At 70.6% G+C, this 22,338-nt stretch carries 24 protein-coding genes; 11 read left to right on the forward strand and 13 right to left on the reverse strand.

Annotated elements, in window-relative coordinates; all coding sequences use genetic code 11:
* Positions 1–157 precede the first annotated feature (157 nt).
* Positions 158–946 (forward strand): SAM-dependent methyltransferase, encoded by a 789-nt coding sequence (locus tag ABD333_RS35125; RefSeq protein ID WP_344546861.1) that lies wholly within the window; start codon positions 158–160, stop codon positions 944–946.
* A 193-nt stretch (positions 947–1,139) separates the two neighbouring features.
* Here ABD333_RS35125 and ABD333_RS35130 read toward each other — a convergent pair whose 3' ends face one another.
* Both ABD333_RS35130 and ABD333_RS35135 read right to left on the reverse strand, forming a co-directional pair.
* The gene (locus ABD333_RS35130; RefSeq protein WP_344546862.1) at positions 1,140–1,679 is read right to left on the reverse strand and encodes a hypothetical protein; all 540 of its coding nucleotides are present in this window, start codon (positions 1,677–1,679) and stop codon (positions 1,140–1,142) included.
* Positions 1,680–2,097: 418 nt separating this feature from the next.
* Positions 2,098–3,216, reverse strand: a complete 1,119-nt coding sequence (locus ABD333_RS35135; RefSeq protein WP_344546863.1) for a CobW family GTP-binding protein — start codon at positions 3,214–3,216, stop codon at positions 2,098–2,100.
* A gap of 79 nt (positions 3,217–3,295) precedes the next feature.
* On the opposite strand from ABD333_RS35135, the gene rpmG reads away from it, so the two are divergent.
* The 4 genes from rpmG to rpsN are packed head-to-tail and all read left to right on the forward strand — an operon-like array spanning position 3,296 to position 4,249.
* Positions 3,296–3,460 (forward strand): 50S ribosomal protein L33, encoded by a 165-nt coding sequence (gene rpmG, locus ABD333_RS35140; protein WP_344546864.1) that lies wholly within the window; start codon positions 3,296–3,298, stop codon positions 3,458–3,460.
* Positions 3,457–3,708 (forward strand): type B 50S ribosomal protein L31, encoded by a 252-nt coding sequence (locus ABD333_RS35145; RefSeq protein ID WP_344546865.1) that lies wholly within the window; start codon positions 3,457–3,459, stop codon positions 3,706–3,708. The genes rpmG and ABD333_RS35145 overlap by 4 nt, the downstream gene beginning before the upstream one ends.
* Positions 3,708–3,944 (forward strand): 50S ribosomal protein L28, encoded by a 237-nt coding sequence (rpmB, locus tag ABD333_RS35150; protein WP_344546866.1) that lies wholly within the window; start codon positions 3,708–3,710, stop codon positions 3,942–3,944. The genes ABD333_RS35145 and rpmB overlap by 1 nt, the downstream gene beginning before the upstream one ends.
* Positions 3,944–4,249: a 30S ribosomal protein S14 gene (gene rpsN / locus ABD333_RS35155; RefSeq protein WP_344546867.1), complete on the forward strand. Its 306-nt coding sequence runs from the start codon at positions 3,944–3,946 to the stop codon at positions 4,247–4,249. The genes rpmB and rpsN overlap by 1 nt, the downstream gene beginning before the upstream one ends.
* Positions 4,250–4,365: 116 nt before the next feature.
* Here the strand turns inward: rpsN and ABD333_RS35160 are convergent, their stop codons facing one another.
* Together ABD333_RS35160 and ABD333_RS35165 are read right to left on the reverse strand one after the other, a co-directional pair.
* Positions 4,366–4,671 carry a hypothetical protein gene (locus ABD333_RS35160; protein ID WP_344546868.1) on the reverse strand — a complete coding sequence of 102 codons (306 nt, stop codon included), beginning with the start codon at positions 4,669–4,671 and terminating at the stop codon, positions 4,366–4,368.
* 3 nt (positions 4,672–4,674) lie between these two features.
* Positions 4,675–5,706 carry an SPFH domain-containing protein gene (locus tag ABD333_RS35165; protein ID WP_344546869.1) on the reverse strand — a complete coding sequence of 344 codons (1,032 nt, stop codon included), beginning with the start codon at positions 5,704–5,706 and terminating at the stop codon, positions 4,675–4,677.
* Positions 5,707–5,880: 174 nt separating this feature from the next.
* Here ABD333_RS35165 and ABD333_RS35170 point away from each other — a divergent pair, with 174 nt between their 5' ends.
* Together ABD333_RS35170 and ABD333_RS35175 are read left to right on the forward strand one after the other, a co-directional pair.
* Positions 5,881–7,653: an acetyl/propionyl/methylcrotonyl-CoA carboxylase subunit alpha gene (locus ABD333_RS35170; protein WP_344546870.1), complete on the forward strand. Its 1,773-nt coding sequence runs from the start codon at positions 5,881–5,883 to the stop codon at positions 7,651–7,653.
* 195 nt (positions 7,654–7,848) lie between these two features.
* Positions 7,849–9,177, forward strand: coding sequence for a hypothetical protein (locus ABD333_RS35175; protein ID WP_344546871.1), 1,329 nt, complete (start codon positions 7,849–7,851; stop codon positions 9,175–9,177).
* Between the two features lie 26 nt (positions 9,178–9,203).
* Here ABD333_RS35175 and ABD333_RS35180 read toward each other — a convergent pair whose 3' ends face one another.
* Positions 9,204–9,644: a GNAT family N-acetyltransferase gene (locus ABD333_RS35180; protein WP_344546872.1), complete on the reverse strand. Its 441-nt coding sequence runs from the start codon at positions 9,642–9,644 to the stop codon at positions 9,204–9,206.
* A gap of 18 nt (positions 9,645–9,662) precedes the next feature.
* Here ABD333_RS35180 and ABD333_RS35185 point away from each other — a divergent pair, with 18 nt between their 5' ends.
* Positions 9,663–10,007 carry a DUF5313 family protein gene (locus ABD333_RS35185; RefSeq protein ID WP_344546873.1) on the forward strand — a complete coding sequence of 115 codons (345 nt, stop codon included), beginning with the start codon at positions 9,663–9,665 and terminating at the stop codon, positions 10,005–10,007.
* Between the two features lie 26 nt (positions 10,008–10,033).
* On the opposite strand, the gene ABD333_RS35190 is transcribed toward ABD333_RS35185, so the two are convergent.
* Positions 10,034–11,419, reverse strand: a complete 1,386-nt coding sequence (locus ABD333_RS35190) for an NAD(P)H-quinone dehydrogenase (RefSeq protein ID WP_344546874.1) — start codon at positions 11,417–11,419, stop codon at positions 10,034–10,036.
* 88 nt (positions 11,420–11,507) lie between these two features.
* Between ABD333_RS35190 and ABD333_RS35195 the strand changes: the two genes are divergently transcribed.
* The 3 genes from ABD333_RS35195 to ABD333_RS35205 all read left to right on the forward strand — a co-directional run bounded on the left by ABD333_RS35195 (position 11,508) and on the right by ABD333_RS35205 (position 14,573).
* Positions 11,508–11,960: a gamma-glutamylcyclotransferase family protein gene (locus tag ABD333_RS35195; protein WP_344546875.1), complete on the forward strand. Its 453-nt coding sequence runs from the start codon at positions 11,508–11,510 to the stop codon at positions 11,958–11,960.
* A 115-nt stretch (positions 11,961–12,075) separates the two neighbouring features.
* Positions 12,076–12,876: a purine-nucleoside phosphorylase gene (locus tag ABD333_RS35200; protein WP_344546876.1), complete on the forward strand. Its 801-nt coding sequence runs from the start codon at positions 12,076–12,078 to the stop codon at positions 12,874–12,876.
* Positions 12,873–14,573 (forward strand): phospho-sugar mutase, encoded by a 1,701-nt coding sequence (locus tag ABD333_RS35205; RefSeq protein ID WP_344546877.1) that lies wholly within the window; start codon positions 12,873–12,875, stop codon positions 14,571–14,573. The genes ABD333_RS35200 and ABD333_RS35205 overlap by 4 nt, the downstream gene beginning before the upstream one ends.
* A 30-nt stretch (positions 14,574–14,603) precedes the next feature.
* Here ABD333_RS35205 and ABD333_RS35210 read toward each other — a convergent pair whose 3' ends face one another.
* From ABD333_RS35210 to ABD333_RS35240, 7 genes are all read right to left on the reverse strand, one after another.
* Positions 14,604–15,257, reverse strand: coding sequence for a PH domain-containing protein (locus ABD333_RS35210; protein WP_344546878.1), 654 nt, complete (start codon positions 15,255–15,257; stop codon positions 14,604–14,606).
* A gap of 96 nt (positions 15,258–15,353) precedes the next feature.
* A complete protein-coding gene (locus ABD333_RS35215; protein ID WP_344546879.1) occupies positions 15,354–16,427 on the reverse strand; it encodes an adenosine deaminase in 1,074 nt (357 codons plus the stop codon).
* A gap of 61 nt (positions 16,428–16,488) precedes the next feature.
* On the reverse strand, positions 16,489–17,781 hold the full coding sequence (locus ABD333_RS35220; protein ID WP_344546880.1) for a thymidine phosphorylase: 1,293 nt from the start codon (positions 17,779–17,781) through the stop codon (positions 16,489–16,491).
* 13 nt (positions 17,782–17,794) lie between these two features.
* A complete protein-coding gene (locus ABD333_RS35225; protein WP_344546881.1) occupies positions 17,795–18,211 on the reverse strand; it encodes a cytidine deaminase in 417 nt (138 codons plus the stop codon).
* Positions 18,212–18,288: 77 nt separating this feature from the next.
* The gene (locus ABD333_RS35230; protein ID WP_344546906.1) at positions 18,289–19,530 is read right to left on the reverse strand and encodes an ABC transporter permease; all 1,242 of its coding nucleotides are present in this window, start codon (positions 19,528–19,530) and stop codon (positions 18,289–18,291) included.
* Positions 19,531–19,607: 77 nt separating this feature from the next.
* A complete protein-coding gene (locus ABD333_RS35235; protein WP_344546882.1) occupies positions 19,608–20,720 on the reverse strand; it encodes an ABC transporter permease in 1,113 nt (370 codons plus the stop codon).
* Positions 20,717–22,261 carry an ABC transporter ATP-binding protein gene (locus ABD333_RS35240; RefSeq protein ID WP_344546883.1) on the reverse strand — a complete coding sequence of 515 codons (1,545 nt, stop codon included), beginning with the start codon at positions 22,259–22,261 and terminating at the stop codon, positions 20,717–20,719. The genes ABD333_RS35235 and ABD333_RS35240 overlap by 4 nt, the downstream gene beginning before the upstream one ends.
* Positions 22,262–22,338 lie beyond the last annotated feature (77 nt).

The following is a 22,338-nucleotide window of genomic DNA, read 5'->3' on the forward strand; positions in this document are numbered from 1 at the left end:
CCCTCGCTGTCTGCTCGGTACGGATCGTCGGTCGGTGGTCAGAGGGGCAGGTCAGGCGGGGGATCGTTTTCCGGCCGAGGGCGGCCAAAGAGGGGGTGGCGGACGGGCGGAAGTGCAAAGATCTTGGGGAAGTACGTCCTGAGAGCGAGAACCGGCGATGAGCACCCCTCTCGAAATCGACAGCACCGTGCCGCACTCGGCTCGCGTCTGGAATTACCTGTTGGGGGGGAAGGACTACTACCCCGTCGACCGGCTGGCCGGTGACATGTTGTGCGGCCTCTTCCCCGGCATGGTCGACCTGAGCCGGCACTCCCGCCAGATGCTCGCCCGCGCGGTGCGGTGGCTCGCGGGCGAGGCGGGGATCCGGCAGTTCCTGGACGTCGGCACCGGGCTCCCCGCGCTCGACAACACGCATGAGGTTGCCCAGCAGGTGGCTCCGGACTGCCGGATCGTGTACGTGGACAACGATCCGCTGGTGCTCGCGTACGCCCAGGCACTCCTCACGAGCACTCCCGAGGGGATGACCGGCTACGTGCAGGCGGACGCGCGTGAGCCGGACCAGATCCTTGCCTCGGCGAGCCGGATGCTGGACCTCGACCAGCCCGTCGCGCTCATGCTGATGGGCATCCTGGGCCTAGTCAGCGACTACGACGAGGCTCGTTCGATCGTGGAACGGCTGATGGCGCAACTGCCGCCGGGTAGCTATCTGGCGCTCTATGACGGCACCGACACAGACCCCGCGTACGTGGAGGCCCTCAGGCGCTACAACGCCAGGAGCGGCGTAGTTCCCTACATCGCCCGCAGCCAGGAGTTGATTGCGCGCTACTTCGACGGACTTGACGTAGTGGAACCTGGCATCGTTCCGGTTTCGAGATGGCGTCCGGAGGCGCTGGCCGAGCCGCCCGAGGTGGCCTGCGCGGGCGGAGTCGCACGCAAGAACACCTGAACGCCTTCGCAGAGAGCTCAGGACTCCTGCTGATGTGCCGGATCGTGGTCTCGCCCTACACCGAGGTCCCGTCGGTACGTGGACTACATGGCGAAGCCTCCGGCAAGCGGCCCGCACAGAGACCGGGCGTTCTTGGCTGGACGGCCTCGCAACGCGGCTTGTCAGCCGTCCTCGTTGCGCTGGCAGCGAGGTGTCAGTGGTGGTCGGGGTCGTTGACGGGGTGGACGGACGGGTCCAGCACTCGTTCGGCCACCAAGGTGATCTGCTCGCCCTGTGTCGTGAACTCGAACCGGCGTCGCACCGACTGCGTGAGCCGACCGTTCTCGTAGCGGACCTCGGTGTGCTCCGTGGCCTCCAGCGTGATTCGGTCGCCCGTCCGTACGGCACGGTCGGCGTTCAGGCGCGTGCGCGCGTCGGTGTACGCGGGGCCGCCTTCGACGGGGGCACGGTTGCGATTTGCCAGTTCCCGTAGGGCACGCTCCTGGTTGCGTACCACCACAGGCGAGATCCGGACGCCGAGTACCTCGGACGGGCTCTGCCGTACGCGGCTCCGGGGCTGCTGGACCAGTGCCTCCGAACGGCGCTCCAGCAGTGACCGCGCGGCCATGGTGAGCTGCCGCTTGGTCTCATAGTCCACGGTCGGCCGGTTCACGGCCGGGGCCGACGACGGCAACACCACGCATGCGGCGATGACGACGGCCATCGCCAGGCCGGAACGTGTCCCGCGGGCCATCGGTCTCCTCTGGTGATCAATCGCGAAGATACACCGGCGGAACCCCGGGCGGGAGAGGCGAATCCACCCAGAATCATCGCGTCCCATACCGCCCAGAACCGCCAGCCCGATAGCCGTGGACAGCCACGACCCGACCGTCCAGAACATCGCGAGCGAGGCGACAGGGCAGCCGCCTCCAATCCTCCCAAACGTCCCTACCCCACCGCCCGGGTACGCCAGAACGGACCGTCCAGGACGCTGAGGATGCGGGGTCCTGGGCGGTGCGAGCGGTCGTCTAGAACAAACCTCGATCAGGCCGCTACCGATGGTGCAGGACGACCATGGCCCGATCGAACGCTGAGAAGGGACGACGGGGTTCCAAGAGCGTTCACAACATCCCTGCGACCCGGGACGAGGCGTTGATTGGGTCTGGACGGGGTTAGTCGAGGACGGGGGCGAACGGGTCGGCGTAGGCGGACCAGGCTTCGGAGCCCGCGCGCATCTCTGCTTCGGTCAGGAGGCAGCGATCGAGGAGGTGTGTCAGGGCGGGGCGGTCCAGTTCTGGGCCGGTGAAGGCGAGCAGCTGGGTGCGGTCGCCGGTCTGCGGGCGCCAGTCCAGGGACGCGGCGGCCCGGCGGGCGGGCGTGACCTTGGACCAGGCGAGGTCAGAGCGGGCGGCGAGCCACTGGCCGCGGTCTTCGATGGCCAGCAGACCGGAGACGCAGTCCCAGCCCAAGAGCAGGTCTGAACGGTTGGCGATCCAGAGGCGTCCACGGCTGCGAACGGCGCAGGCCGCGAGATCGTCGATCGCCTCGTACAGCCGCACGGGGTGGAGCGGGCGCGGGCGCCGCCAGATCATCGTGGCTACGCCGTCGGAGTCCTGGTCGACCGGCAGGCGCAGGCTCTCCGGATCGACGCGGGCCGCGAGGGTCTCGGCGTCGAGCGGGCCGCGCGGGGCCGTGAGCCCGTCGAGTGGCGTGACGGGAGTGCCGGCGCCCAGGTGTTCGAGGACGGTACGCGCCAGGACGACGTCCTCCGGCTCACCGGCGCCGAGGACGAGGGTCGACGCGTATTCGATCTGGCGTACGAGGACCTCCGCGACGTACCGTTCGTCCTCCTCGGACGCCGTCAGTGCCCGGGCGCGCAGGCGTTCGCCGCAGCCCAGGTCGTTCAGCAGGCCTGTCGGGTCCACTGCCGTGAGCACGCCCGCGAGGTGAACGCCCGGCACCTTGGCGACTTGTTCGGCGACGGCACGTGGTTCGACCGAACCCCAGGTCTCGATGACGAGCAGGCGTGACTCGCCGGCAAGGTGCTCGATCACGGGCAGCACGTCCTCGCGGATGGTGCATGAGACGCAGCCGTGCGCGAGCAGCACGTCGACTCGTTCTCGCACTCCCCATGCGTCCAGTACGACGCGTTCGACCTGTCCATGGCCGATGCCGCGCAGGTCGTGGTGAACGGCGACGGAGTGTGGCGTGGCCGCCAGGAGCCCACGTACGGCCTCGGCCCGCACCTCGGCGTGCAGACCCGCGACAACGACCACCGGAATGCTCGACATCCTGCTTGCCCTCCCAGGAATGAAAACGGTTATCATTATGTTTGCACAGTCACGGAAGTGCCGCCGACAGGAGGGATGCATGGCCCGGAACGAGCTACGGCCCGTGATCAAGCTCAGGTCGACCGCGGGCACCGGTCACACGTACGTGACCACCAAGAACCGCCGGAACGACCCCGACCGCCTGACGCTCCGCAAGTACGACCCGATCGTGCGCAGGCACGTGAACTACCGGGAGGAACGATGAAGAAGAACATCCACCCCGACTACCGGCCCGTCGTGTTCCGCGACCGCGGCGCCGGCTTCGCCTTCCTAACGCGTTCGACGGCGGCCTCCGACCGCACGGTCGAGTGGGAGGACGGCAACACCTACCCCGTCGTCGATGTGGACGTCTCCTCCGCGAGCCACCCGTTCTACACGGGCAAGAGCCGCGTGCTGGACTCCACCGGCGCGGTGGAGAAGTTCAACCGGCGCTACGCCCGGGGCCGCGGCTGATGTCGCGACGTTGTCAGCTGACCGGCCGCGGACCGGGGTTCGGCAGGCGGGTGTCGCACTCGCACCGCCGGACCCCGCGCCGGTTCGACGTGAACGTACAGCGCAAGCGCTACTGGGTCCCGAGCGAGCGGCGGTACGTGACGCTCACGTTGAGCACCAAGGCCATCAAGACCATCGACAAGATCGGCATCGACCGGGCGGTGGCCCGGATCAGGGCCCGCGGAGAGAAGGTCTGATGGCCAAGAAGAGCAAGATCGCGGCCAACGAACGGCGGCGCGCCGTGGTGGAACGCCATGCCGCCCGCCGCGCCGAGCTCAAACGGCTCGTCCGCAGCCCCGGTGTCGATCCCGAGATCCGCGCCGCGGCCGTGCGCGAGCTGAGCCGCCAGCCCCGCGACGCCAGCCCCACCCGGATCCGCAACCGTGACGCCGTGGACGGCCGCCCCCGTGGCCACCTGCGCAAGTTCGGCCTCAGCCGGATCCGCTTCCGCGAGCTGGCCCACCGAGGCGAACTCCCAGGCGTCCGCAAGTCCAGCTGGTAGGCGACCCCACAGGCCGCGTGGGTGACCCAGGCTGATGGGGCCCCACGCTTTTCTGTTCTTGGCTCCCGCGCGTGTCGGGTTCCTGCGTTCCCGTCACCCGGCACGCGCGGGTCATGTCAGTCCGTTTGGCTCTCCAAGGCGGCCACTCGGGAGCGGGCCTGCGCCATGGCCTCGTGGTAGCGCGTCTCCCACTCCGGATCGTCGTCCGGGATGGAGGCGATGACCTGACGGCCCGACTCGGTCCGCGTGTTGTCGGCGAGCCGGCGTACGACGACCGTGGTGACACCGCCGACGGCCTCCGTGTGCGCCTCCCACCGTACGGCCGCCGGTTTTGACTCGGCGGTGCCGCGCAGCCCGTACAGCAGCAGAACGATCACCGCGGCGAGCAGCGCCAGGGCCACGAGCAGGATGAGGAATCGCACGGGTCACCTCCTTGGCAGCAGGGCACCGTTCGGGTTGCCGGGCGCGTAGACCGTGATGCCCTGCGGCAACGCCCGCAGTTCCTCGATCCTCGCGCAGGTCGGGCACTTGTTGTAGCCGTCCTGGCGTGCCTTGTTCGCGGCCGCCTCGGCCTTCGCGGTGGCGACCCGGGCCTGCGCCTCGCTCACCTGGGCGAACGCGGCCTGCGCGCGGTCGACGGCGTCCTGGACCTTCTCCGGCAGCGTCACGCGCACCAGGTTGAAGTGGAGGTTCGTGACGAACTTGCCGCCGAGCGTGCTCTCCAGGTCGGCGGCGAGACTGGTGTTGATCGCATGCTGCACCTTGGCGATGTTGGCGTTGTTGCTCTGCGCCTGCCCTCCGCCGGCCGGCGGCTTGAGCGGGTCGGCGGCCGCGGTGTTCTGGACGAGCGCGCAGGACGACACCAGCTCGGCGCAGCGGAAGCTGTTGATCTGGCTGCGCAGATCGTTGTCGATCACGGGGCGCACGATCTGGTTGAGGAACGCCGACCAGCCCTTGTCGCCCTCCCACGCGAAGTAGGAGTCGCCGTCCACGCCCCGGAACTTCCGGGTCCCGAACTTGTCGTCGAACGACTTCAGCGTCTGGTGGTCCAGGTTGAGGGTGAAGTAGAGCGTGCCCTCGATGCCCATGTTGACGCCGTCGGAGCTGGGCACCGTGACGACGTCCACGCCCTCGCGCTCCTGCTGCGAGGCCTTCGAGGTGATGGTGTAGAACCGCTGCTGCGCCGGGTACTTGTGGACCTTCGAGTACAGGCCGATCCAGGTACGGCTCGATCCGGGGTCGAGGACCTGCCGGATCCTGTTGTTGTCGAAGAAACCTCCGTTGCGGACGATGGCGATCTCGCCGCCGCCCGTCCGCTCGTACCCGCTCAGCAGGCCGTTCAGCAGCGGCCCGCCGACCAGGACCAGCACCACCGCCAGGATGATCGCGTTCCGGCGGCTCGGCGCCTGGAAGCGCCGCGCCCCTCGTGCTCGCGGTGTGTTCTTCGCGTCCGCCACGTCCCGCTCCTCTCCGCCACCGAGCTGATCGTGCCCGGGGGCATCGGTCAGACGGGGGGCGCGGCCTCCTGGATCCCTTGTGCGGCAAGGGCAAAACCGCAATAAGGAGGGGCTTACGAATTTGTCGGAGAGTGATTATCTAGACTGCGTGCGAGGTTCAGGGAGGAGACCCACGTGCGTAAGGTCCTGATCGCTAACCGTGGTGAGATCGCGGTTCGTATTGCCCGTGCCTGTCGCGACGCGGGTTTGGCCAGTGTCGCGGTGTACGCCGAGCCGGATCTGGACGCGTTGCACGTTCGGGTCGCCGACGCGGCGTTCGCGTTGGGCGGGTCGACGGCCGCCGACAGCTACCTGGACATCGACAAGCTGCTGAAGATCGCCGCCGAGGCGGGCGCGGACGCGGTGCACCCGGGATACGGCTTCCTGGCCGAGAACGCCGACTTCGCGGCGGCGGTCCAGGCGGCGGGGCTGACCTGGATCGGCCCGCCCCCGGCGGCGATCACCGCGCTGGGCGACAAGGTGCAGGCGCGGCACATCGCGCAGAAGGTCGGTGCGCCGCTGGTCGCGGGTACCAAGGACCCGGTCTCGGACGCGGCCGAGGTGGTGGCGTTCGCCCGTGAGCATGGCCTGCCGATCGCGATCAAGGCCGCCTACGGCGGTGGGGGCCGCGGGCTGAAGGTGGCCCGCACCCTGGAGGAGATCCCCGACCTGTACGAGTCGGCGGTACGCGAGGCGGTCGGCGCGTTCGGGCGCGGTGAGTGCTTTGTGGAGCGCTATCTGGACCGGCCGCGGCATGTGGAGACCCAGTGCCTGGCCGACATGCACGGCAACGTCGTGGTGGTGTCCACCCGCGACTGCTCGCTGCAACGCCGCCACCAGAAGCTCGTCGAGGAGGCGCCCGCCCCGTTCCTGAGCGACGAGCAGGTCGAGCTGCTGTACACCTCGTCGAAGGCGATCCTGCGCGAGGCGGGGTACGTGGGGGCGGGCACGTGCGAGTTCCTGGTCGGGCAGGACGGCACGATCTCGTTCCTGGAGGTCAACACCCGGCTGCAGGTCGAGCACCCGGTCACCGAAGAGGTCACCGGCATCGACCTGGTCCGCGAGATGTTCCGCGTCGCCGACGGCCAGCCCCTCGGCTACGGCGACCCGGTGCTGCGCGGCCACTCGATCGAGTTCCGGCTGAACGCCGAGGACGCCGGCCGCAACTTCCTGCCCGCCGTGGGGACGCTGACCCGGTGGGAGCCGCCGTCGGGGCCGGGTGTGCGGCTGGACTCGGGCTACGTCCAGGGGCAGACGGTGCCGCAGGCGTTCGACTCGCTGATCGCCAAGCTCATCGTCACCGGCGCCACCCGGCAGCAGGCCATCGAACGCTCCCGCCGCGCCCTGGCCGAATTCGCCATCGAGGGCATGCCCACCGTGCTGCCCTTCCACCAGACCGTCCTCGACGATCCCGCCTTCGCACCCGCCGGCCAGGACGAGCCGTTCACCGTCCACACCCGGTGGATCGAGACCGAGTTCGACAACCAGATCCCGCCCTACGACGCGGGTGTGGCGACCGACGAGCCCGAGGCGGGTGAACGTGAACGGGTGACCGTGGAGGTCGGCGGCAAGCGCATCGAGGTCGTGCTCCCCGCCGGCTTGGGCGCCTCGGCGCCGGCCGCCACCGGCAGGGCGGAAGCTCCGGCCAAGCGGCGCGGCGGCAGGAAGGGCGGCGGCGCCCAGGCCTCCGGCGACTCCCTGGTCAGCCCCATGCAGGGCACGATCGTGAAGCTCGTCGCCGAAGAGGGCGCCACGGTGGCTGCCGGGGACACGATCGTGGTCCTGGAGGCCATGAAGATGGAACAGCCCCTCACCGCCCACAAGGCCGGGACGATCACCGGCCTGGCGGCGGAGGTCGGCCAGACCGTTTCCAGCGGCGCCGTCATCTGCGAGATCAAGGACTCCTGAGCATCGCGTCACGCCGAACGACGAGCGCCCCCGCCACTCCGGCGGGGGCGCTCGTCGTTGACCGGGTATGTCGGTGTTCTCTGGGGGTATGGCCTGGGTCACGCCCCTGACCTGCGGCGACGGGGCCTGCGACGCGGAACCGGAACGGAGCGTGCCGTGAACTCGTCTTACCAGGTGAGGAGGCTGACTGTCATCATGAGTCCCGAGCTTCGGACGAGGCGCCCGGCACGCCGTTTCGCGGTGCCGGCGATGATCGCCGCCGTCATGCTGCTGCTCTTCGGCTTCGCGGCTCCGGCCCGGGCCGACGACGTCTCACTGATCGCCAAAGGCCTGACCGATTCGCGCGTCTATGTGACCACCACCTCCGGCGCGTCACTGTCGGACGCCGACAAGGCCGACATCAACGGCGCGTTCGCCAACGAGGGGGCCGCCGACGTCCGCGCCGTCGTGGTCAAGCCCGGCCACTCCCGGCAGGACCTGGGACAGATGCTCAAATCCGTCGCCAACCGGGTCGGCAAGGGCAAGACTTATGTGGCCATCGACGCCAACGGCCGGGAGATGGTCGGCATCTCCAAGGAGCTCTCCAGCTCCGAGATCAACCAGCTGATCGCCCAGACCTCCGGCGGCGGGGTCAAGTCCCGGCTCACGCAGTTCGGGTCGCTCGCCGAGGAGAAGGCCGAGGACCAGGCCCGCTCCAGCATGATCGGCGCGTTCGTCACGCTGGCCGTGGTCATCCTGCTCCTGGCGGCCGCGTTCGCCGCGTTCCTCGTCGTACGCAACAAGCGCCGCAGGCGCGAAGAGCAGCAGATGGCCGAGCTCAAGCGAGGTGTCGAGGAGGACGTGACGCTGCTCGGCGAGGACATCGCCAGGCTGGACCTCAACGTCATGGACCAGAAACTCGACCCCGAGATCCGTTCGGACTACGAGCGGGCCATGAACTCCTACGACGCGGCCAAGACCGCGACGAGCCGGGCTACGCACCCACAGGACATGCAGGCGGTCACCACGGCCCTGGAAGACGGCCGCTACTACATGACCGCGACGCGCGCCCGGATGGCCGGTAAGCCGGTGCCGGAGAAGCGTGCCCCTTGCTTCTTCAATCCCAACCACGGCCCGTCCACGCAGGACGTCATGTGGGCTCCGCCCGGCGGCGCGCCCCGTTCCGTGCCTGCCTGCGAGGCCGACGCACAGGCCGTCCTCAGTGGGGGCAACCCAGACATCCGCATGGTCCCCTACGGCGACGGCCGCCGTCCCTACTGGGACGCTGGCCCTGCCTACGGCCCCTACGCGGGCGGCTACTACGCCTCGTACGGCGGTCTGGATCTGCTCAGCGGCATGATGATCGGCACCATGCTCGGCTCGATGATGGGCGGCTTTGGCGGCATGTACGGCGGCTATGGCGACATGGGAGCCGGTGACATGGGCGGCTTCGGCGGCGACGGTGGTGACATCGGCGGCGGCTGGGACTTCGGCTCCGGCGACTTCGGAGGCGGCGGAGGCGGAGGCGACTTCGGCGGCTTCTAGCCTGCCGCTCTGTGCGTGAATGCCTGTTACTCGCCGAGCGGGTAGTCGTAGCGGATGAATCCGTGAAAGCGCGCCACCTTGTCGTACAGCGCGCGTGCGGGGGCGTTGTCCTGCTTGGTCGTCCAGTACAGGCGGGCGGCGTCCCGCTTCCGGGCTTCGTCGGCCACCTGCTCGATCAGGAGCCGCGCGGCGCCCTGACCGCGCGCCGTCTCGTCGACGAACAGGTCTTGCAGGTAGCAGGAATCCGCCGACCAGAAGGTCACGTGGAACAGGTAGTGCGCGATGCCGACCAGCCGCCCGTCCGACCATGCACCGATGCCGTGCAACTCCGCGCCGCCCAGCAGCCGCCGCCAGGTCTCTTCATAGCCCTCGTCGGGCACCGCGGTGCGGTAGAACGCCTTGTAGCCGCGCGCCAGGACTTCCCAACCGGCGCGGTCCTGAGGCCGCAACGGGCCGATTTCGATCATGACCGCTCATCCTCGCACATGGTCGTGTGGGGATTTTGGGGGAATGACTCTGGGGTGGCCCGGTTGGATGGGGATCCGGGGGGTTGGCGGCGTGTTCGTTACGCGCTGGGGTTTCGGCTGCCCGCGGAGAACCGGGACTGGGTGCGGCATGACCTGACCGACGCGGGGTGGCGGGGGCGGATGGTGCTCCGGCATCTGGCGATCATGGTGCCGGTGTGCGTCGGGCTCGGGTCGTTGCCCGCGCAGTGGTGGATCCGGGTCATGGTGGGGATGCTGGCGCTTGTGGCCAGCACGTTCACCGTGGTGATCAGTGCCGACGAGCTGCGCAGGTCACGGCTGCGGCAGCACGGGCTCGATCAGTAGGCGGCTCGATCAGTAGGCGTGCTCGATCAGTAGGCGTGCTCGGTCATGAGGCGGCGGGCGGCCTCGGTGATGCTGCCCGACATGGAGGGGTAGACGGCGAACGTGTGCGCCACCTGGTCGACCGTGAGGTGCTGCTGGACGGCGATGGACAAGCCGAGGATCAGCTCGCTCGCGCGGGGGGCCACGATCACGCCGCCGAGGACGATGCCCGTGGACGGGCGGCAGAAGAGCTTCACGAAGCCGTCCTCGAAGCCCTGCATCTTGGCGCGTGCGTTGCTGAAGAGCGGCAGCATGACCGTCCGGGCGTTCACCTCGCCGGCGTCGACCATCTTCTGGGACACGCCGACCGAGGCGACCTCGGGGTCGGTGAAGATGTTGGAGGAGACCCAGCCCAGCTTGAGGGGCTGGACGGCCTCTCCGAGGGCGTGCCACATCGCGATGCGGCCCTGCATGCCCGCGACGGACGCCAGCATGAGCACGCCGGTGCAGTCGCCGGACGCGTAGATGTGGGGGACGCTGGTACGGGAGACCTTGTCGACCTCCACGAAGCCGTGCGCGCTGAGGCGGACACCGGCCTTCTCCAGGCCGATGCCGCGGGTGTTGGGCACCATGCCGACCGTCATGAGGCAGTGCGAGCCCTCGATCTTGGTGCCGTCCTCCAGCGTGACGATCACGCCGTCGCCGGAACGCTCCACGGCGCCGGCGCGCGACCGGGACATGACCTTCATCCCGCGGCGCAGGAAGACCTCCTGCAGCACGGCCGCGGCGTCGGCGTCCTCGGAGGGCAGGATGCGGTCGCGCGACGAGACCAGCGTCACCCTGGAGCCGAGGGACAGGTAGGCCCCGGCGAGCTCGGCGCCGGTGACGCCGGAACCCACCACGATCAGGTGCTCGGGGAGCTCCTGCAGGTCGTACAGCTGCCGCCAGTTGAGGATGCGCTCGCCGTCGGGCTCGGCGCCCGGGAGCACGCGGGGCGTGGCGCCGGTCGCGACCAGGATGATGTCGGCGCGCAGGTGACGGTCGCCGACCGCGACGACATGGGGTTCGGCGAGGCGGGCCTCGCCTCGGACGATCTTGACCTCTTCGTAGGCCAGCCGCTCGGCGACGTCGAAGGACTGCGCCCGCGCCAGGTCCTTGACGCGCTTGTTGACGGTGCACATGTCGGCCTCAAGGCCGCCGACGATGCCGTCGGGGCCGCCGCTGAAGCGAAGCCCGAGACCCGCGGACTCCGACATGACGGCCATCCGGGTCGAGGTGGCGATGAGCGTCTTGGAGGGCACACAGTCGGTGAGCACGCACGCCCCGCCGGGACCGTCGCGTTCCACCACGGTCACGTCGGCGCCGAGCTGCGCCGCGACGAGGGCGGCCTCGTAGCCGCCCGGGCCTCCTCCGATAATCACGATGCGGGTCACGGCTTCTATTGTTCTCTACGCGAGGTAGTGACTCGACCGCGTGGGCAACCACCTGCGGTCGCGGGAAATGCGCGTACGCTAGGCGACCGTGGCACTGTACGCGGCGTACGCCTCCAACCTGGACCCGGACCAGATGGCTTCCCGGGCTCCGCACTCGCCCATGCGCGGCACCGGCTGGCTGTCGGGGTGGCGGCTCACCTTCGGCGGCCAGGACGTCGGCTTCGAGGGGGCCCTGGCGACCGTCGTCGAGGACGACGGCGAGCAGGTCTTCGTGGTGATCTACGACGTTCCGGCCTGGGACGAGAAGGAGCTCGACTCCTGGGAGGGTGCGGCCCTCGGCGTCTACCGCAAGATCAGGGTCCGGGTGGAGACGCTGGACGGCGACGTGCTCTGCTGGATCTACGTTCTCGACGACTACGAGGGCGGGCTCCCGTCGGCGCGCTATCTCGGCATCCTGGCCGACGCCGCCGAGGCCGCCGGGGCTCCCGACGACTACGTCAAGGATCTTCGGACCCGCCCCTGCAAGTCACTGGGCGACTGACCACCGCCCGCCGGGCGGCTGACCACCGCCCACTGGGCGACTGACCACCGCTCGCCGGGCGACTGGTCGCCGCCCGCGCGCGGCCGCCGTCAGGCCCGGCGGTAGTGTCGGCTGAGTGAGCAACGACGCTTTTGCACTGGCACGGGGCGCGGCCGACGAGCTGCGCGCCCGTACCTCGATCGACTCCTTCGACGTCGCCCTGGTGATGGGCTCCGGCTGGGTCCCGGCCGCCGACGTGCTCGGCGAGCCGATCGCCGAGCTGGCCGTGACCGACCTGCCGGGCTTCGCTCCGCCCGCCGTGGAGGGCCACGCGGGCCGGATCCGCGCCGTGGAGGCCGGAGGACGCCGCGCCCTGGTCTTCCTCGGCCGTACGCACCTGTACGAGGGCCGCGACGTCGAGCCCGTCGTGCACGGCATCCGGACGGCGCTGGCCGCCGGAGTGCGGACCGTCGTCCTCACCAACGCCGCCGGTGGCCTCCGGCCCGAGAACCAGCAGGTGGGCGACCCGATTCTGATCGCCGACCACCTCAACCTGACCGGCGCGAACCCGCTGACCGGTGCCACGTTCCTGGATCTGACCGAGGCCTACTCGTCCCGGCTCCGCACGCTGGCCAGGGAGGTCGACCCGACGCTGGCCGAGGGCGTGTACGCGGCGTTCCGGGGGCCCACGTACGAGACCCCGGCCGAGATCCGCATGCTCCGGACGCTGGGCGCCGACATGATCGGCATGTCCACGGTCCTGGAGACCATCGCGGCCCGGGAGGGCGGCGCCGAGGTGCTCGGCATCTCCCTGGTGACCAACATCGCGGCGGGGCTGTCCGACCAGCCCCTCGACCACGAGGAGGTCCTCGCCGCGGGCCAGGCGGCCGCCGTCCGGATGGGCACGCTCCTGCGCACGGTGATCACGAAGCTATGAGCGACCACCGCGACGCCGCGCGCGCATGGCTGGCCCAGGACCCCGACCCCGAGACGCGCGCCGAACTGCAGGAGATCCTCGACGCGGACGACACGGCGGCCCTGGCCGACCGGTTCGGGGCCAGGCTGGAGTTCGGCACCGCCGGCCTTCGCGGTGAGCTGGGCGCAGGCCCCAACCGCATGAACCGCGTCACGGTGATGCGCGCCGCCGCCGGTCTCGCCGCCCGCCTGACCGCCACCGAGGACGTGCGGGCCGCGGCCGCCGGCGAGCCGGGCGAGCGCCCCGGAGTCGTGATCGGGTATGACGCGCGTCACAACTCGGAACGGTTCGCGCTCGACACCGCGGCGGTGATGGCCGGAGCGGGACTGCGCGCGTGGGTGCTTCCCCGTACGCTGCCCACGCCCGTACTCGCCTATGCCGTACGGCATCTGGGAGCGGCGGCCGGGATCATGGTGACGGCCAGCCACAACCCGCCTCGCGACAACGGCTACAAGGTCTACTGGAACGACGGCGCACAGATCGTCCCGCCTGTGGACGCCGAGATCTCGGCGGCCATCGACGCGGTGGGCCGGGTGGACGAGCTGCCCCTCGGTGACGACTACGAGCGGCTCGGCGACGAGATCGTCGAGGCCTATCTGCGCGCGCTCTCCCATCTCCCGCTCGGTGACGCCCGTGACGTGAACGTGGCGTACACGCCGATGCACGGCGTGGGCGGCGAGACGCTTCTCCGCGCGTTCGGCTGGGCCGGATTCCCGGCGCCTGCCGTCGTCGCCCAGCAGGCCGAGCCGGACCCGGACTTCCCGACCGTCGCGTTCCCCAATCCCGAGGAGCCCGGCGCGATGGACCTGGCGCTCGGGCTGGCCTCCGCCTCGGACGTGGACCTCGTCATCGCCAACGACCCGGACGCCGACCGCTGCGCCGTCGCGATTCCGGCCCGGGACGGCTGGCGGATGCTGACCGGCGACGAGGTGGGCGGGCTGCTGGCCGAGCAGACCCTCCGGCACACCAAGGGCGACGACCGGCTGGTCGTCACCACGATCGTGTCCTCGTCCCTGCTCGGCGCGATCGCCCGCGAGCACCGGGTCCGCTTCGCCGAGTCGCTCACCGGCTTCAAATGGATCATGAAGGCGGGGGCGCCCGGTGACCGGCTGGTCTACGGCTACGAGGAGGCGCTCGGCTACAGCGTCGGCGGCGACGACGGGGTGATCGTCCGCGACAAGGACGGCATCGGGGCGGCCCTCACGGTCGCCGCGCTCGCGGCGGCGGCCAAGCGCGACGGCCGCACGATCGAGGACCTGCTGGACGATCAGGCCCGCCGCCACGGCCTGCACGCCACCGGCCAGCTGTCCGTCCGCGTCGCCGACCTGTCGCTGATCACCGATGCCATGGCGCGCCTGCGGGCCGAGCCGCCCGCCCGCCTCGGCGGCCGTACGGTCGAACGCGTCGACGACCTGGCCGAGGGCGCGGACGGCCTGCCGCCCACCGACGGCCTGCGGTACGCGCTCTCGGCGGCGGCCTCCGGAGGCCGGGCCCGCGTGGTCGTACGCCCGTCCGGCACCGAGCCCAAGCTCAAGTGCTATCTCCAGGTCGTGCTCCCGGTCGGCGACGGCGATGATCTCGCCGCTGTCCGCGCGCTGGCCGCCGACGAGCTGGAGGCGCTCCGCACAGATCTCGCCGCCACGCTGCGCCTCAGCTGAGAGCCTCCCCGGGGCCGACGCAGTCGAAGGCTAGGTGATCATGGCGGCCAGGAGGGCGACGATCACGGCGGCGGCCGGGACGGCCAGCGCGGCCACGGCCGGGACGGACCAGGTCACCGCACCGGTGGGCTTGCCGTCCGCCTGCTGGGCGGCCTTGCCGGGGTTGCCCGACCGGCCGGCCTTGGGACGGTGGCGGTCGGCCATCTCGGTCAGCTGCTGGGCCGCGTAGGCAGTCGGGGTGCGGGTCCGCAGCGCCTCGGCGGCGCCCGCCGGGAGCTTGCGGGCGTCGCGTTCGGCGCGGGCCTGTGCCCTGGCCTGGGCACGCGGCGAGCTCTGCAGCGTCCAGGCGCGTGACACGAGCTCGGTGCCCCCGGCGCCGACGTAGTGGACCTTCACCGAGTCGGTGCCCTCGATCTTGCGTACGGCGCCCCACGGGACGCGTACGTCGCGCAGGGGATTGCGGAAGGTGAGACCGCTCTCGTCGCCGACGATGGCGGGCCGCAGCCCGAGGACGTACGCGACGCCGCAACCGAAGATCAGCACCATGGCCATGACCAGGGCGGTCAGGGTCCGGCCGCGCCACACGATGTCGACGAGGTTGAGGGCGGCGAACGCCACCCATGCCCACGCGCCCACCCGTGCGGCGGTGGAACGGAATCTCAGCTGCGGGGACCCGGTCGTCATGGCTTCGATCATGCCAGGGAAACCGGGTCCCCCAGGTCAGCCCCGGTCACCCCTCGTCAGCGCTGCTCAACGCTGCTCAACGCTGCTCAACGCTGGTCAACGCTGCTTGAGCCGCTCGTAACCGGGCTTGATCACCCGGTTGATCAGCTCCAGCCGCTCGTCGAAGCCGACGAACGCCGACTTCATCGCGTTCACCGTGAACCAGCGCAGGTCGTCCCAGCCGTAGCCGAACGCGTCGACCAGCTTGGCGAACTCCTCCGACAGCGTGGTGCCGCTCATCAGCCGGTTGTCGGTGTTGACCGTGACCCGGAAGCTGAGCTGGCGGAGCAGGCCGATCGGGTGCTCGGCGATCGACTTGGCCGCGCCGGTCTGGATGTTGGACGTCGGGCACATCTCCAGCGGGATGCGCTTGTCCCGCACGTACGCCGCGAGCCGTCCCAGCTCGGGCGCCCCGCCGTCCACCGTGATGTCGTCGATGATCCGCACGCCGTGGCCGAGCCGGTCGGCGCCGCACCACTGGATCGCCTGCCAGATCGACGGGAGCCCGAAGCCCTCGCCCGCGTGGATGGTGAAGTGCGCGTTCTCGCGCTGGAGGTACTCGAACGCGTCCAGGTGGCGGGTGGGCGGGTATCCGGCCTCCGCGCCCGCGATGTCGAAGCCGACCACGCCCTCGTCGCGGTACCGCACCGCCAGCTCGGCGATCTCCATGCTGCGCGCCTGGTGCCGCATCGCGGTCACCAGCGTCCCGACCCGGATGCCATGGTCACGGCCGCCCGCCGCGAAGCCCGCGAGGACGGCCTCCACGACCTGTTCGAGCGAGAGCCCGGTACTGGTGTGCAGCTCCGGCGCGTACCGGACCTCGGCGTAGACGACGCCGTCCTTGGCGAGGTCCTCGGCGCACTCGTAGGCGACCCGCGTGAGCGCCTCCACCGACTGCATGACCCCGACGGTGTGCGAGAACGTCTCCAGGTAGCGCTCCAGCGAGCCCGAGTTGGACGCCTCGGCGAACCACGTCCGCAGCCTGCCGGGATCGGTGGTGGGCAGATCCGCGTACCCGCCGTCGCGGGCGAGGTCCACGATGGTCTCGGGGCGCACCCCGCCGTCGAGGTGGTCGTGCAGGAGCACCTTGGGTGCGCGCCGGATGGCTTCGAGAGTGGGACGTTCTTCCATCTCCTGAACCTACCCCCAGTCAGGACCGCTGATCGCCGTCAACTAGTGCCAAGTCAGGGCGTCAGGCGACACGGTCGATGATCAACGGCAGCAGGTCCTGAGCGCCCGCCTCGGCCGTGCCCGCCTCGGCCACTTCGTAGGCACCGTCCAAGGACTCCAGGGCCCGTTCGAAGCGGCTCGCGTCGTCGGCGTGGAGGGTGAGGAGCGGCTGCCCGGCGGTGACCTGGTCACCGGGCTTGGCGTGGCAGATGACGCCCGCGCCGAACGAGACGGGGTCCTCCTTGCGGGCGCGTCCCGCGCCGAGGCGCCAGGCCGCCACGCCCACCCCGTAGGCGTCCAGGCGGGTGAGAACGCCGGTCGCCGGGGCCGTGATCTCGTGCGTCTCGGCCGCGACCGGCAGCGGGGCGTCGGGGTCTCCGCCCTGGGCGGTGATCATCCTGCGCCAGACGTCCATCGCGGAGCCGTCCCGCAGCGCGTCGGCCGGGTCCTTGCCGCCGTCCAGCCCGGCCGCCGCGAGCATCTCCCTGGCCAGGGTGACGGTCAGCTCCACCACGTCGCCGGGCCCGCCTCCGGCCAGCACCTCGACCGACTCGGCGACCTCGACGGCGTTGCCCACCGCCCGGCCGAGGGGCCGGTCCATGGCGGTCAGGAGGGCGACCGTGCGCAGGCCGTGGTCGGTGCCGATGCCGACCATGGTCTCGGCCAGCTCGCGGGCGTTCTCGACGGTCTTCATGAACGCGCCGGAGCCGACCTTGACGTCCAGCACCAGCGCGCCGGTGCCTTCGGCGATCTTCTTCGACATGATCGAGGAGGCGATCAGCGGGATCGACTCGACGGTGCCGGTCACGTCGCGCAGCGCGTACAGCTTGCGGTCGGCGGGGGCCAGGCCGCTGCCCGCCGCGCAGATGACCGCGCCAGTGCCGCGCAGCACGTCCAGCATCTCCTCGGGCGTGAGCGACGCGCGCCAGCCGGGGATCGACTCCAGCTTGTCGAGCGTGCCGCCGGTGTGGCCGAGCCCGCGTCCGGACAGCTGCGGCACGGCGGCGCCGCACGCGGCCACGAGCGGCGCCAGCGGCAACGTGATCTTGTCGCCGACCCCGCCGGTGGAGTGCTTGTCGGTGGTGGAACGATCCAGCACGGACCAGTCCATGCGCTCGCCGGAACGGATCATCGCCTCGGTCCAGCGGGCGACCTCGGCGCGGTTCATCCCGTTCAGCAGGATCGCCATCGCCAGCGCCGACATCTGCTCCTCGGCGATCGACCCGCGCGTGTAGGCGTCCACCGCCCAGTCGATCTGCTCGGGGGTGAGCTCCCCGCCGTCCCGCTTGGCGCGGATGACATCGATGGCGTCCACGGATTCCTCTCGTTCAGGCTCGGTTGATCAGGTCGTCGGGGCCGAAGGCGTCCGGCAGCACCTCCGACATCGGCAGGACGCCACGGGTGGTCTCCAGCAACATCGCCGGGCCGCCGTGCTCCCACAGCAGCTGCCGGCAGCGCCCGCAGGGCATCAGTGGGTCGCCGTGCCGGTCGACCACCGCGACGGCCACCAGACGCGGCCGTTCGCCGTTCTCGGCCTTGTCCGGGCCGTGCAGGGCGCTGACCAGGCTGCACTCGGCGCACAGGCCCACGCCGTACGAGGCGTTCTCCACGTTGCAGCCGGTGAGCACGCGCCCGTCGGCGGCCAGTCCGGCGGCGCCCACGGGGAAGTTGGAGTACGGCGCGTACGCCCGCCGCATCGCGCTCTCGGCGGCCGCACGCAGCGCCTTCCAGTCGATCTCGTTCATGGGTCCATGCTCCCGCACCCCGGGCGCGCCGCGTCCCGCCCGGGTGACCAGGCGGGACACGGGCAGGACACGGGCGGTCAGTGGCCCTCGCCCCGGCGGTACCGCAGGCCGTTGGCCGCGGGCATCCGCAGGCGCTGCGACGCCATCGACAACACCAGGAGCGTGGTCAGGTGCGGCGTGTAGGTGACGATCTCCTTCGGCAGCGAGTCCGTCGCCAGATACCAGGCCAGCAGCATGGCGCCGACGACGATCGCGGCGGCGGCCTGGTAGATCTGGCGGCGGCGCCGGGGTCCGGCTGCCTCCAGGTCGACCTGGGCCGTCACACCGCGGCGTGCCGGCACCAGCCGCCACATCGCGTATCCGAACAGGACGACCGAGACCATCAGCAGCAGGGCGTGCACCGCGCCCGTGGCGCCGCGCTGCTGGAGGGCGTCGGTGTAGCCGAACAGGCCGGTGCCCGCCGCGAGGCCGCCGGGCCGCCAGTTACCGAAGATCATCGCTGCCAGGCCGATGTAGCCCCGGCCGTTGGTCTGGTTCTCCTGGTACTGCGACGAACCCACCATCGCCAGGAAGACGCCGCCCAGGCCCGCGAGCGCCCCGGAGATCACCACCGCCGTGTACTTCATGGTGTAGACCCGGACGCCCAGCGACTCCGCCGCGTACGGGTTCTCGCCGCACGAACGGATCCGGAGGCCGAACGAGGTCCGCCAGAGCACGTAGTAGGTCAGCGGGATCAGCGCCAGCGCGATGATCGTCAGCGCGGACAGGTTGGTGGTGAGGCCGCGCGCCAGACCGGCCAGGTCCGACAGCAGGAACCAGTGCTTGTCCTCCAGGTCGCCCAGCGGGCCGCCGACACCGGGCAGGCTCACCGTGGGGAAGTCGGGCAGCGGCGGCGACTGCGTGGCGCCCGCCCCCGGCTCGCCGAGGAAGAACATGGTGGACAGGTAGCGCGCGACGCCCGGGGCAAGGATGTTGAGCGCGACACCGGAGACGATGTGGTCGACGCCGAACGTCACCGTGACCAGGGCGTGCAGCAGCCCGCCGGCCGCGCCCATCGCGACGCCCATGAGCAGGCCCATCCAGGCGTTCCCGGAGAAGTACGCGCCGTAGGCGCCGCCCCAGGTGCCGAAGATCATCATGCCTTCGAGGCCGAGGTTGACCACTCCGGCGCGTTCGGCCCACAGACCGCCGAGCGCGGCCATGCCGATCGGCACGCCGAGCGCGAGCGTGGTGCCCACGGTGCCGCTCGAGGTGATCGCGTTCTCTCCGGTGAGCACGCGCAGGAACACCAGCACGACGAAGATGCCGCCGAGGATCATCGCCACCCGCGCGACGGGATGGCGGTGCGCCGGCCGCTTGGGGCCGTCGTCGATCGGCTGGGCTTCGGTCAGCGTGGTCACGCCGCCACCTCCTTGCCCGCGGAGTTACGGTCGGCCAGTTCGGTGGCCACCGCCTGTTGCTGCCAGCGCAGCCCGAGGCGGCGGACGATCTCGTACACCACGACGACCGAGAGCAGCACGGCCGCCTGGGTGATGGCGACGATCTCCTTGGGGATCTCGTTGAACTCCAGGATGTTGGAGGACTGGTCGAGGAAGGCCCAGAGCAGGGCGGCGAACGCGATGCCGACGGGGTTGTTGCGCCCCAGCAGCGCGATCCCGATGCCCACGAAACCGATCCCCCCGGGGAAGTCCAGCGCGTAGGTGTGCGAGGAGCCGAGGAGCTGCGGCATGCCGACCAGTCCGGCCGCCGCGCCCGACAGCACCATGGCCACCACGACCATGCGCCTGGCGTCCACGCCGCTGGCGACCGCGGCGCTCGACGACAGGCCGGTGGCGCGCAGGTCGAACCCGAACCGGGTCCGGTTGATCACGACGTGGAACGTGATGCCGACGGCCACGGCGAGGATCACCAGCCCGAAGATCTTCAGATTGGCTCCGGGGTAGGGGATGCCGCCGACCTGGCCGGACGAGCCGATCGGCTCGGTGCCGATGTTGTCGCTCCCCGCGACCTGCCTGCCGAGCCGTTCGGTCTGCAGCAGGTAGGCGATGATCCCCGTGGCGATGAAGTTGAGCATGATGGTCGAGATGACCTCGCTGACCCCGCGGGTCACCTTGAGGAGCCCGGCGATGCCGGCCCACATCGCGCCGACCAGCATCGCGGTCAGGATGATCACGAGCTGGTGCAGGCCGGCGGGCAGCGTGATCGCGCCGCCCACGGCCGCCGACAGCATCGCCGCGAGCCGGTACTGGCCGTCCACGCCGATGTTGAAGAGGTTCATGCGGAACCCGATCGCCACGGCGATGGCGGCCAGGTAGTAGATCGAGGCGTCGTTGATGGTGTTGACCATGCTGTCGGGCTGGGTGCCGAACTCGATCATCGCCTGGAACGTCGACGGCGGGTTGAACCCGCTGATCGACAACACCAGCGCGGTGACGATGACCGAGAAGGCCAGGGCCACGGCCGCCGCGAGGACGGTCAGCGCCAGCGGCGAGGTCTTCAGCCTGTTCACGAATCCCCCTCCGTCGATGCGCCGGTCATCGCCGAGCCGAGCTGCTCGGGCGTGACGGTGGCGGGATCGGCCTCGGACACGATGCGGCCGCGCAGGATCACGCGCAGGGTGTCCGACATGCCGATGAGCTCGTCCAGGTCGGCGGAGATCAGCAGCACCGCCAGGCCCTCCGCCCGCGCGTTGCGAAGGTGCTCCCAGATGGCGGCCTGCGCCCCGACGTCTACGCCCCGGGTCGGGTGCGAGGCGATCAGGAACTTCGGCTCGCCGGACATCTCCCGGCCGACGATGAGCTTCTGCTGGTTGCCGCCCGACAGCGCGACCGCGGTCACGTCGATGCCGGGCGTGCGTACGTCGTAGTCCCTGACGATCCGGCTGGTGTCGGCGCGCGCCCCGGACCGGTCGATCCAGAGACCCTTGACGTTGGGCCGCTCGGTCTGATGGCCGAGGATGCGGTTCTCCCAGAGCGAGGACTCCAGCAGCAGCCCGTGGCGGTGCCGGTCCTCGGGGATGAAGCCGATGCCCGTCTTCCGGCGCCGCCGGGTGGGCCAGGACGTGACGTCCTCCTCGCCGAGCCGGATGGTCCCGGCGTCGAGGGCGCGCATGCCCATGATCGCTTCGACGAGTTCGGCCTGGCCGTTGCCCTCGACCCCGGCGATGCCGAGGATCTCCCCGGCGTGGATCGTCAGGGTGACGTCGTCCACGACCGGGCGCCCGCCCGCGCCGCGTACCGTCAGGCCGGTCAGCGTCAGGACCGGCCGGTCGGTCACCGTCGACTCGCGCAGCTCCGGTACGGGCAGCTCGCTGCCCACCATCAGCCGCGCCAGGTCGCGCGCGGTCGTCTCGGCCGGGTCCACGCAGTCGGCGACCGTGCTGCCGCGCCGGATCACGGTGATCGCGTCGGCGACCGACAGCACCTCGTCGAGCTTGTGCGAGATGAACAGGACGGTCAGGCCCTCGCGCTTGAGGTCGCGCAGGTTGTCGAACAGCTCCTCGACCTCCTGCGGCACCAGTACCGCGGTCGGCTCGTCGAGGATCAGGATCCGCGCGCCCCGGTAGAGCACCTTGAGGATCTCGACCCGCTGCCGGTCGCCGACGCCGAGGGACTCGACCAGCCGGTCGGGGTCCAGGCGCATGCCGTACCGCTGCGCCAGTTCCCGGATCCGGCGGCGGGCCTTGCCGCCGATGCCGTGCAGCTTCTCGGCGCCGAGCACCACGTTCTCGAGGACGGTCAGGTTGTCGGCCAGCATGAAGTGCTGGTGGACCATGCCGATCCCCTGGGCGATGGCGTCCGAGGGCGAGTTGAGGCTCACCGGCTTGCCGCCGGCGCTGATGGTCCCCTCGTCCGGCTTCTGCATGCCGTAGAGGATCTTCATCAGGGTCGACTTGCCGGCCCCGTTCTCCCCCACGATGGCGTGCACCGTGCCGGCGTTGACCGTGAGGTCGATGTCGCGGTTGGCGACGACTCCGGGGAATCGTTTGGTGATGCCGCGGAGCTCGATGGCGGGTGCGGCGGCGGCCGCCGGCCGCTCAGTGGTGGACATCCCCTGCTCTCCTACGCAGTGCCCCTGGAGCCGGCGGTCCCGTGGACCGACCGCGCACGACCGGCCCGGTCGGGTGC

Source organism: Actinomadura fulvescens, assembly GCF_039533225.1.
GTDB classification, from domain to species: Bacteria; Actinomycetota; Actinomycetes; order Streptosporangiales; family Streptosporangiaceae; genus Spirillospora; species Spirillospora fulvescens.

What these genes read in the sequence shown, in the direction of transcription:
- ABD333_RS35125 (WP_344546861.1), top strand. Translation starts at nt 158, where the DNA reads ATGAGCACCCCTCTCGAAATCGACAGCACCGTGCCGCACTCGGCTCGC.
- ABD333_RS35130 (WP_344546862.1), bottom strand. Translation starts at nt 1,679, where the DNA reads ATGGCCCGCGGGACACGTTCCGGCCTGGCGATGGCCGTCGTCATCGCC.
- ABD333_RS35135 (WP_344546863.1), bottom strand. Translation starts at nt 3,216, where the DNA reads ATGTCGAGCATTCCGGTGGTCGTTGTCGCGGGTCTGCACGCCGAGGTG.
- rpmG (WP_344546864.1), top strand. Translation starts at nt 3,296, where the DNA reads ATGGCCCGGAACGAGCTACGGCCCGTGATCAAGCTCAGGTCGACCGCG.
- ABD333_RS35145 (WP_344546865.1), top strand. Translation starts at nt 3,457, where the DNA reads ATGAAGAAGAACATCCACCCCGACTACCGGCCCGTCGTGTTCCGCGAC.
- rpmB (WP_344546866.1), top strand. Translation starts at nt 3,708, where the DNA reads ATGTCGCGACGTTGTCAGCTGACCGGCCGCGGACCGGGGTTCGGCAGG.
- rpsN (WP_344546867.1), top strand. Translation starts at nt 3,944, where the DNA reads ATGGCCAAGAAGAGCAAGATCGCGGCCAACGAACGGCGGCGCGCCGTG.
- ABD333_RS35175 (WP_344546871.1), top strand. Translation starts at nt 7,849, where the DNA reads ATGAGTCCCGAGCTTCGGACGAGGCGCCCGGCACGCCGTTTCGCGGTG.
- ABD333_RS35180 (WP_344546872.1), bottom strand. Translation starts at nt 9,644, where the DNA reads ATGATCGAAATCGGCCCGTTGCGGCCTCAGGACCGCGCCGGTTGGGAA.
- ABD333_RS35185 (WP_344546873.1), top strand. Translation starts at nt 9,663, where the DNA reads ATGGTCGTGTGGGGATTTTGGGGGAATGACTCTGGGGTGGCCCGGTTG.
- ABD333_RS35205 (WP_344546877.1), top strand. Translation starts at nt 12,873, where the DNA reads ATGAGCGACCACCGCGACGCCGCGCGCGCATGGCTGGCCCAGGACCCC.
- ABD333_RS35210 (WP_344546878.1), bottom strand. Translation starts at nt 15,257, where the DNA reads ATGACGACCGGGTCCCCGCAGCTGAGATTCCGTTCCACCGCCGCACGG.
- ABD333_RS35215 (WP_344546879.1), bottom strand. Translation starts at nt 16,427, where the DNA reads ATGGAAGAACGTCCCACTCTCGAAGCCATCCGGCGCGCACCCAAGGTG.
- ABD333_RS35225 (WP_344546881.1), bottom strand. Translation starts at nt 18,211, where the DNA reads ATGAACGAGATCGACTGGAAGGCGCTGCGTGCGGCCGCCGAGAGCGCG.
- ABD333_RS35230 (WP_344546906.1), bottom strand. Translation starts at nt 19,530, where the DNA reads ATGATCCTCGGCGGCATCTTCGTCGTGCTGGTGTTCCTGCGCGTGCTC.
- ABD333_RS35240 (WP_344546883.1), bottom strand. Translation starts at nt 22,261, where the DNA reads ATGTCCACCACTGAGCGGCCGGCGGCCGCCGCCGCACCCGCCATCGAG.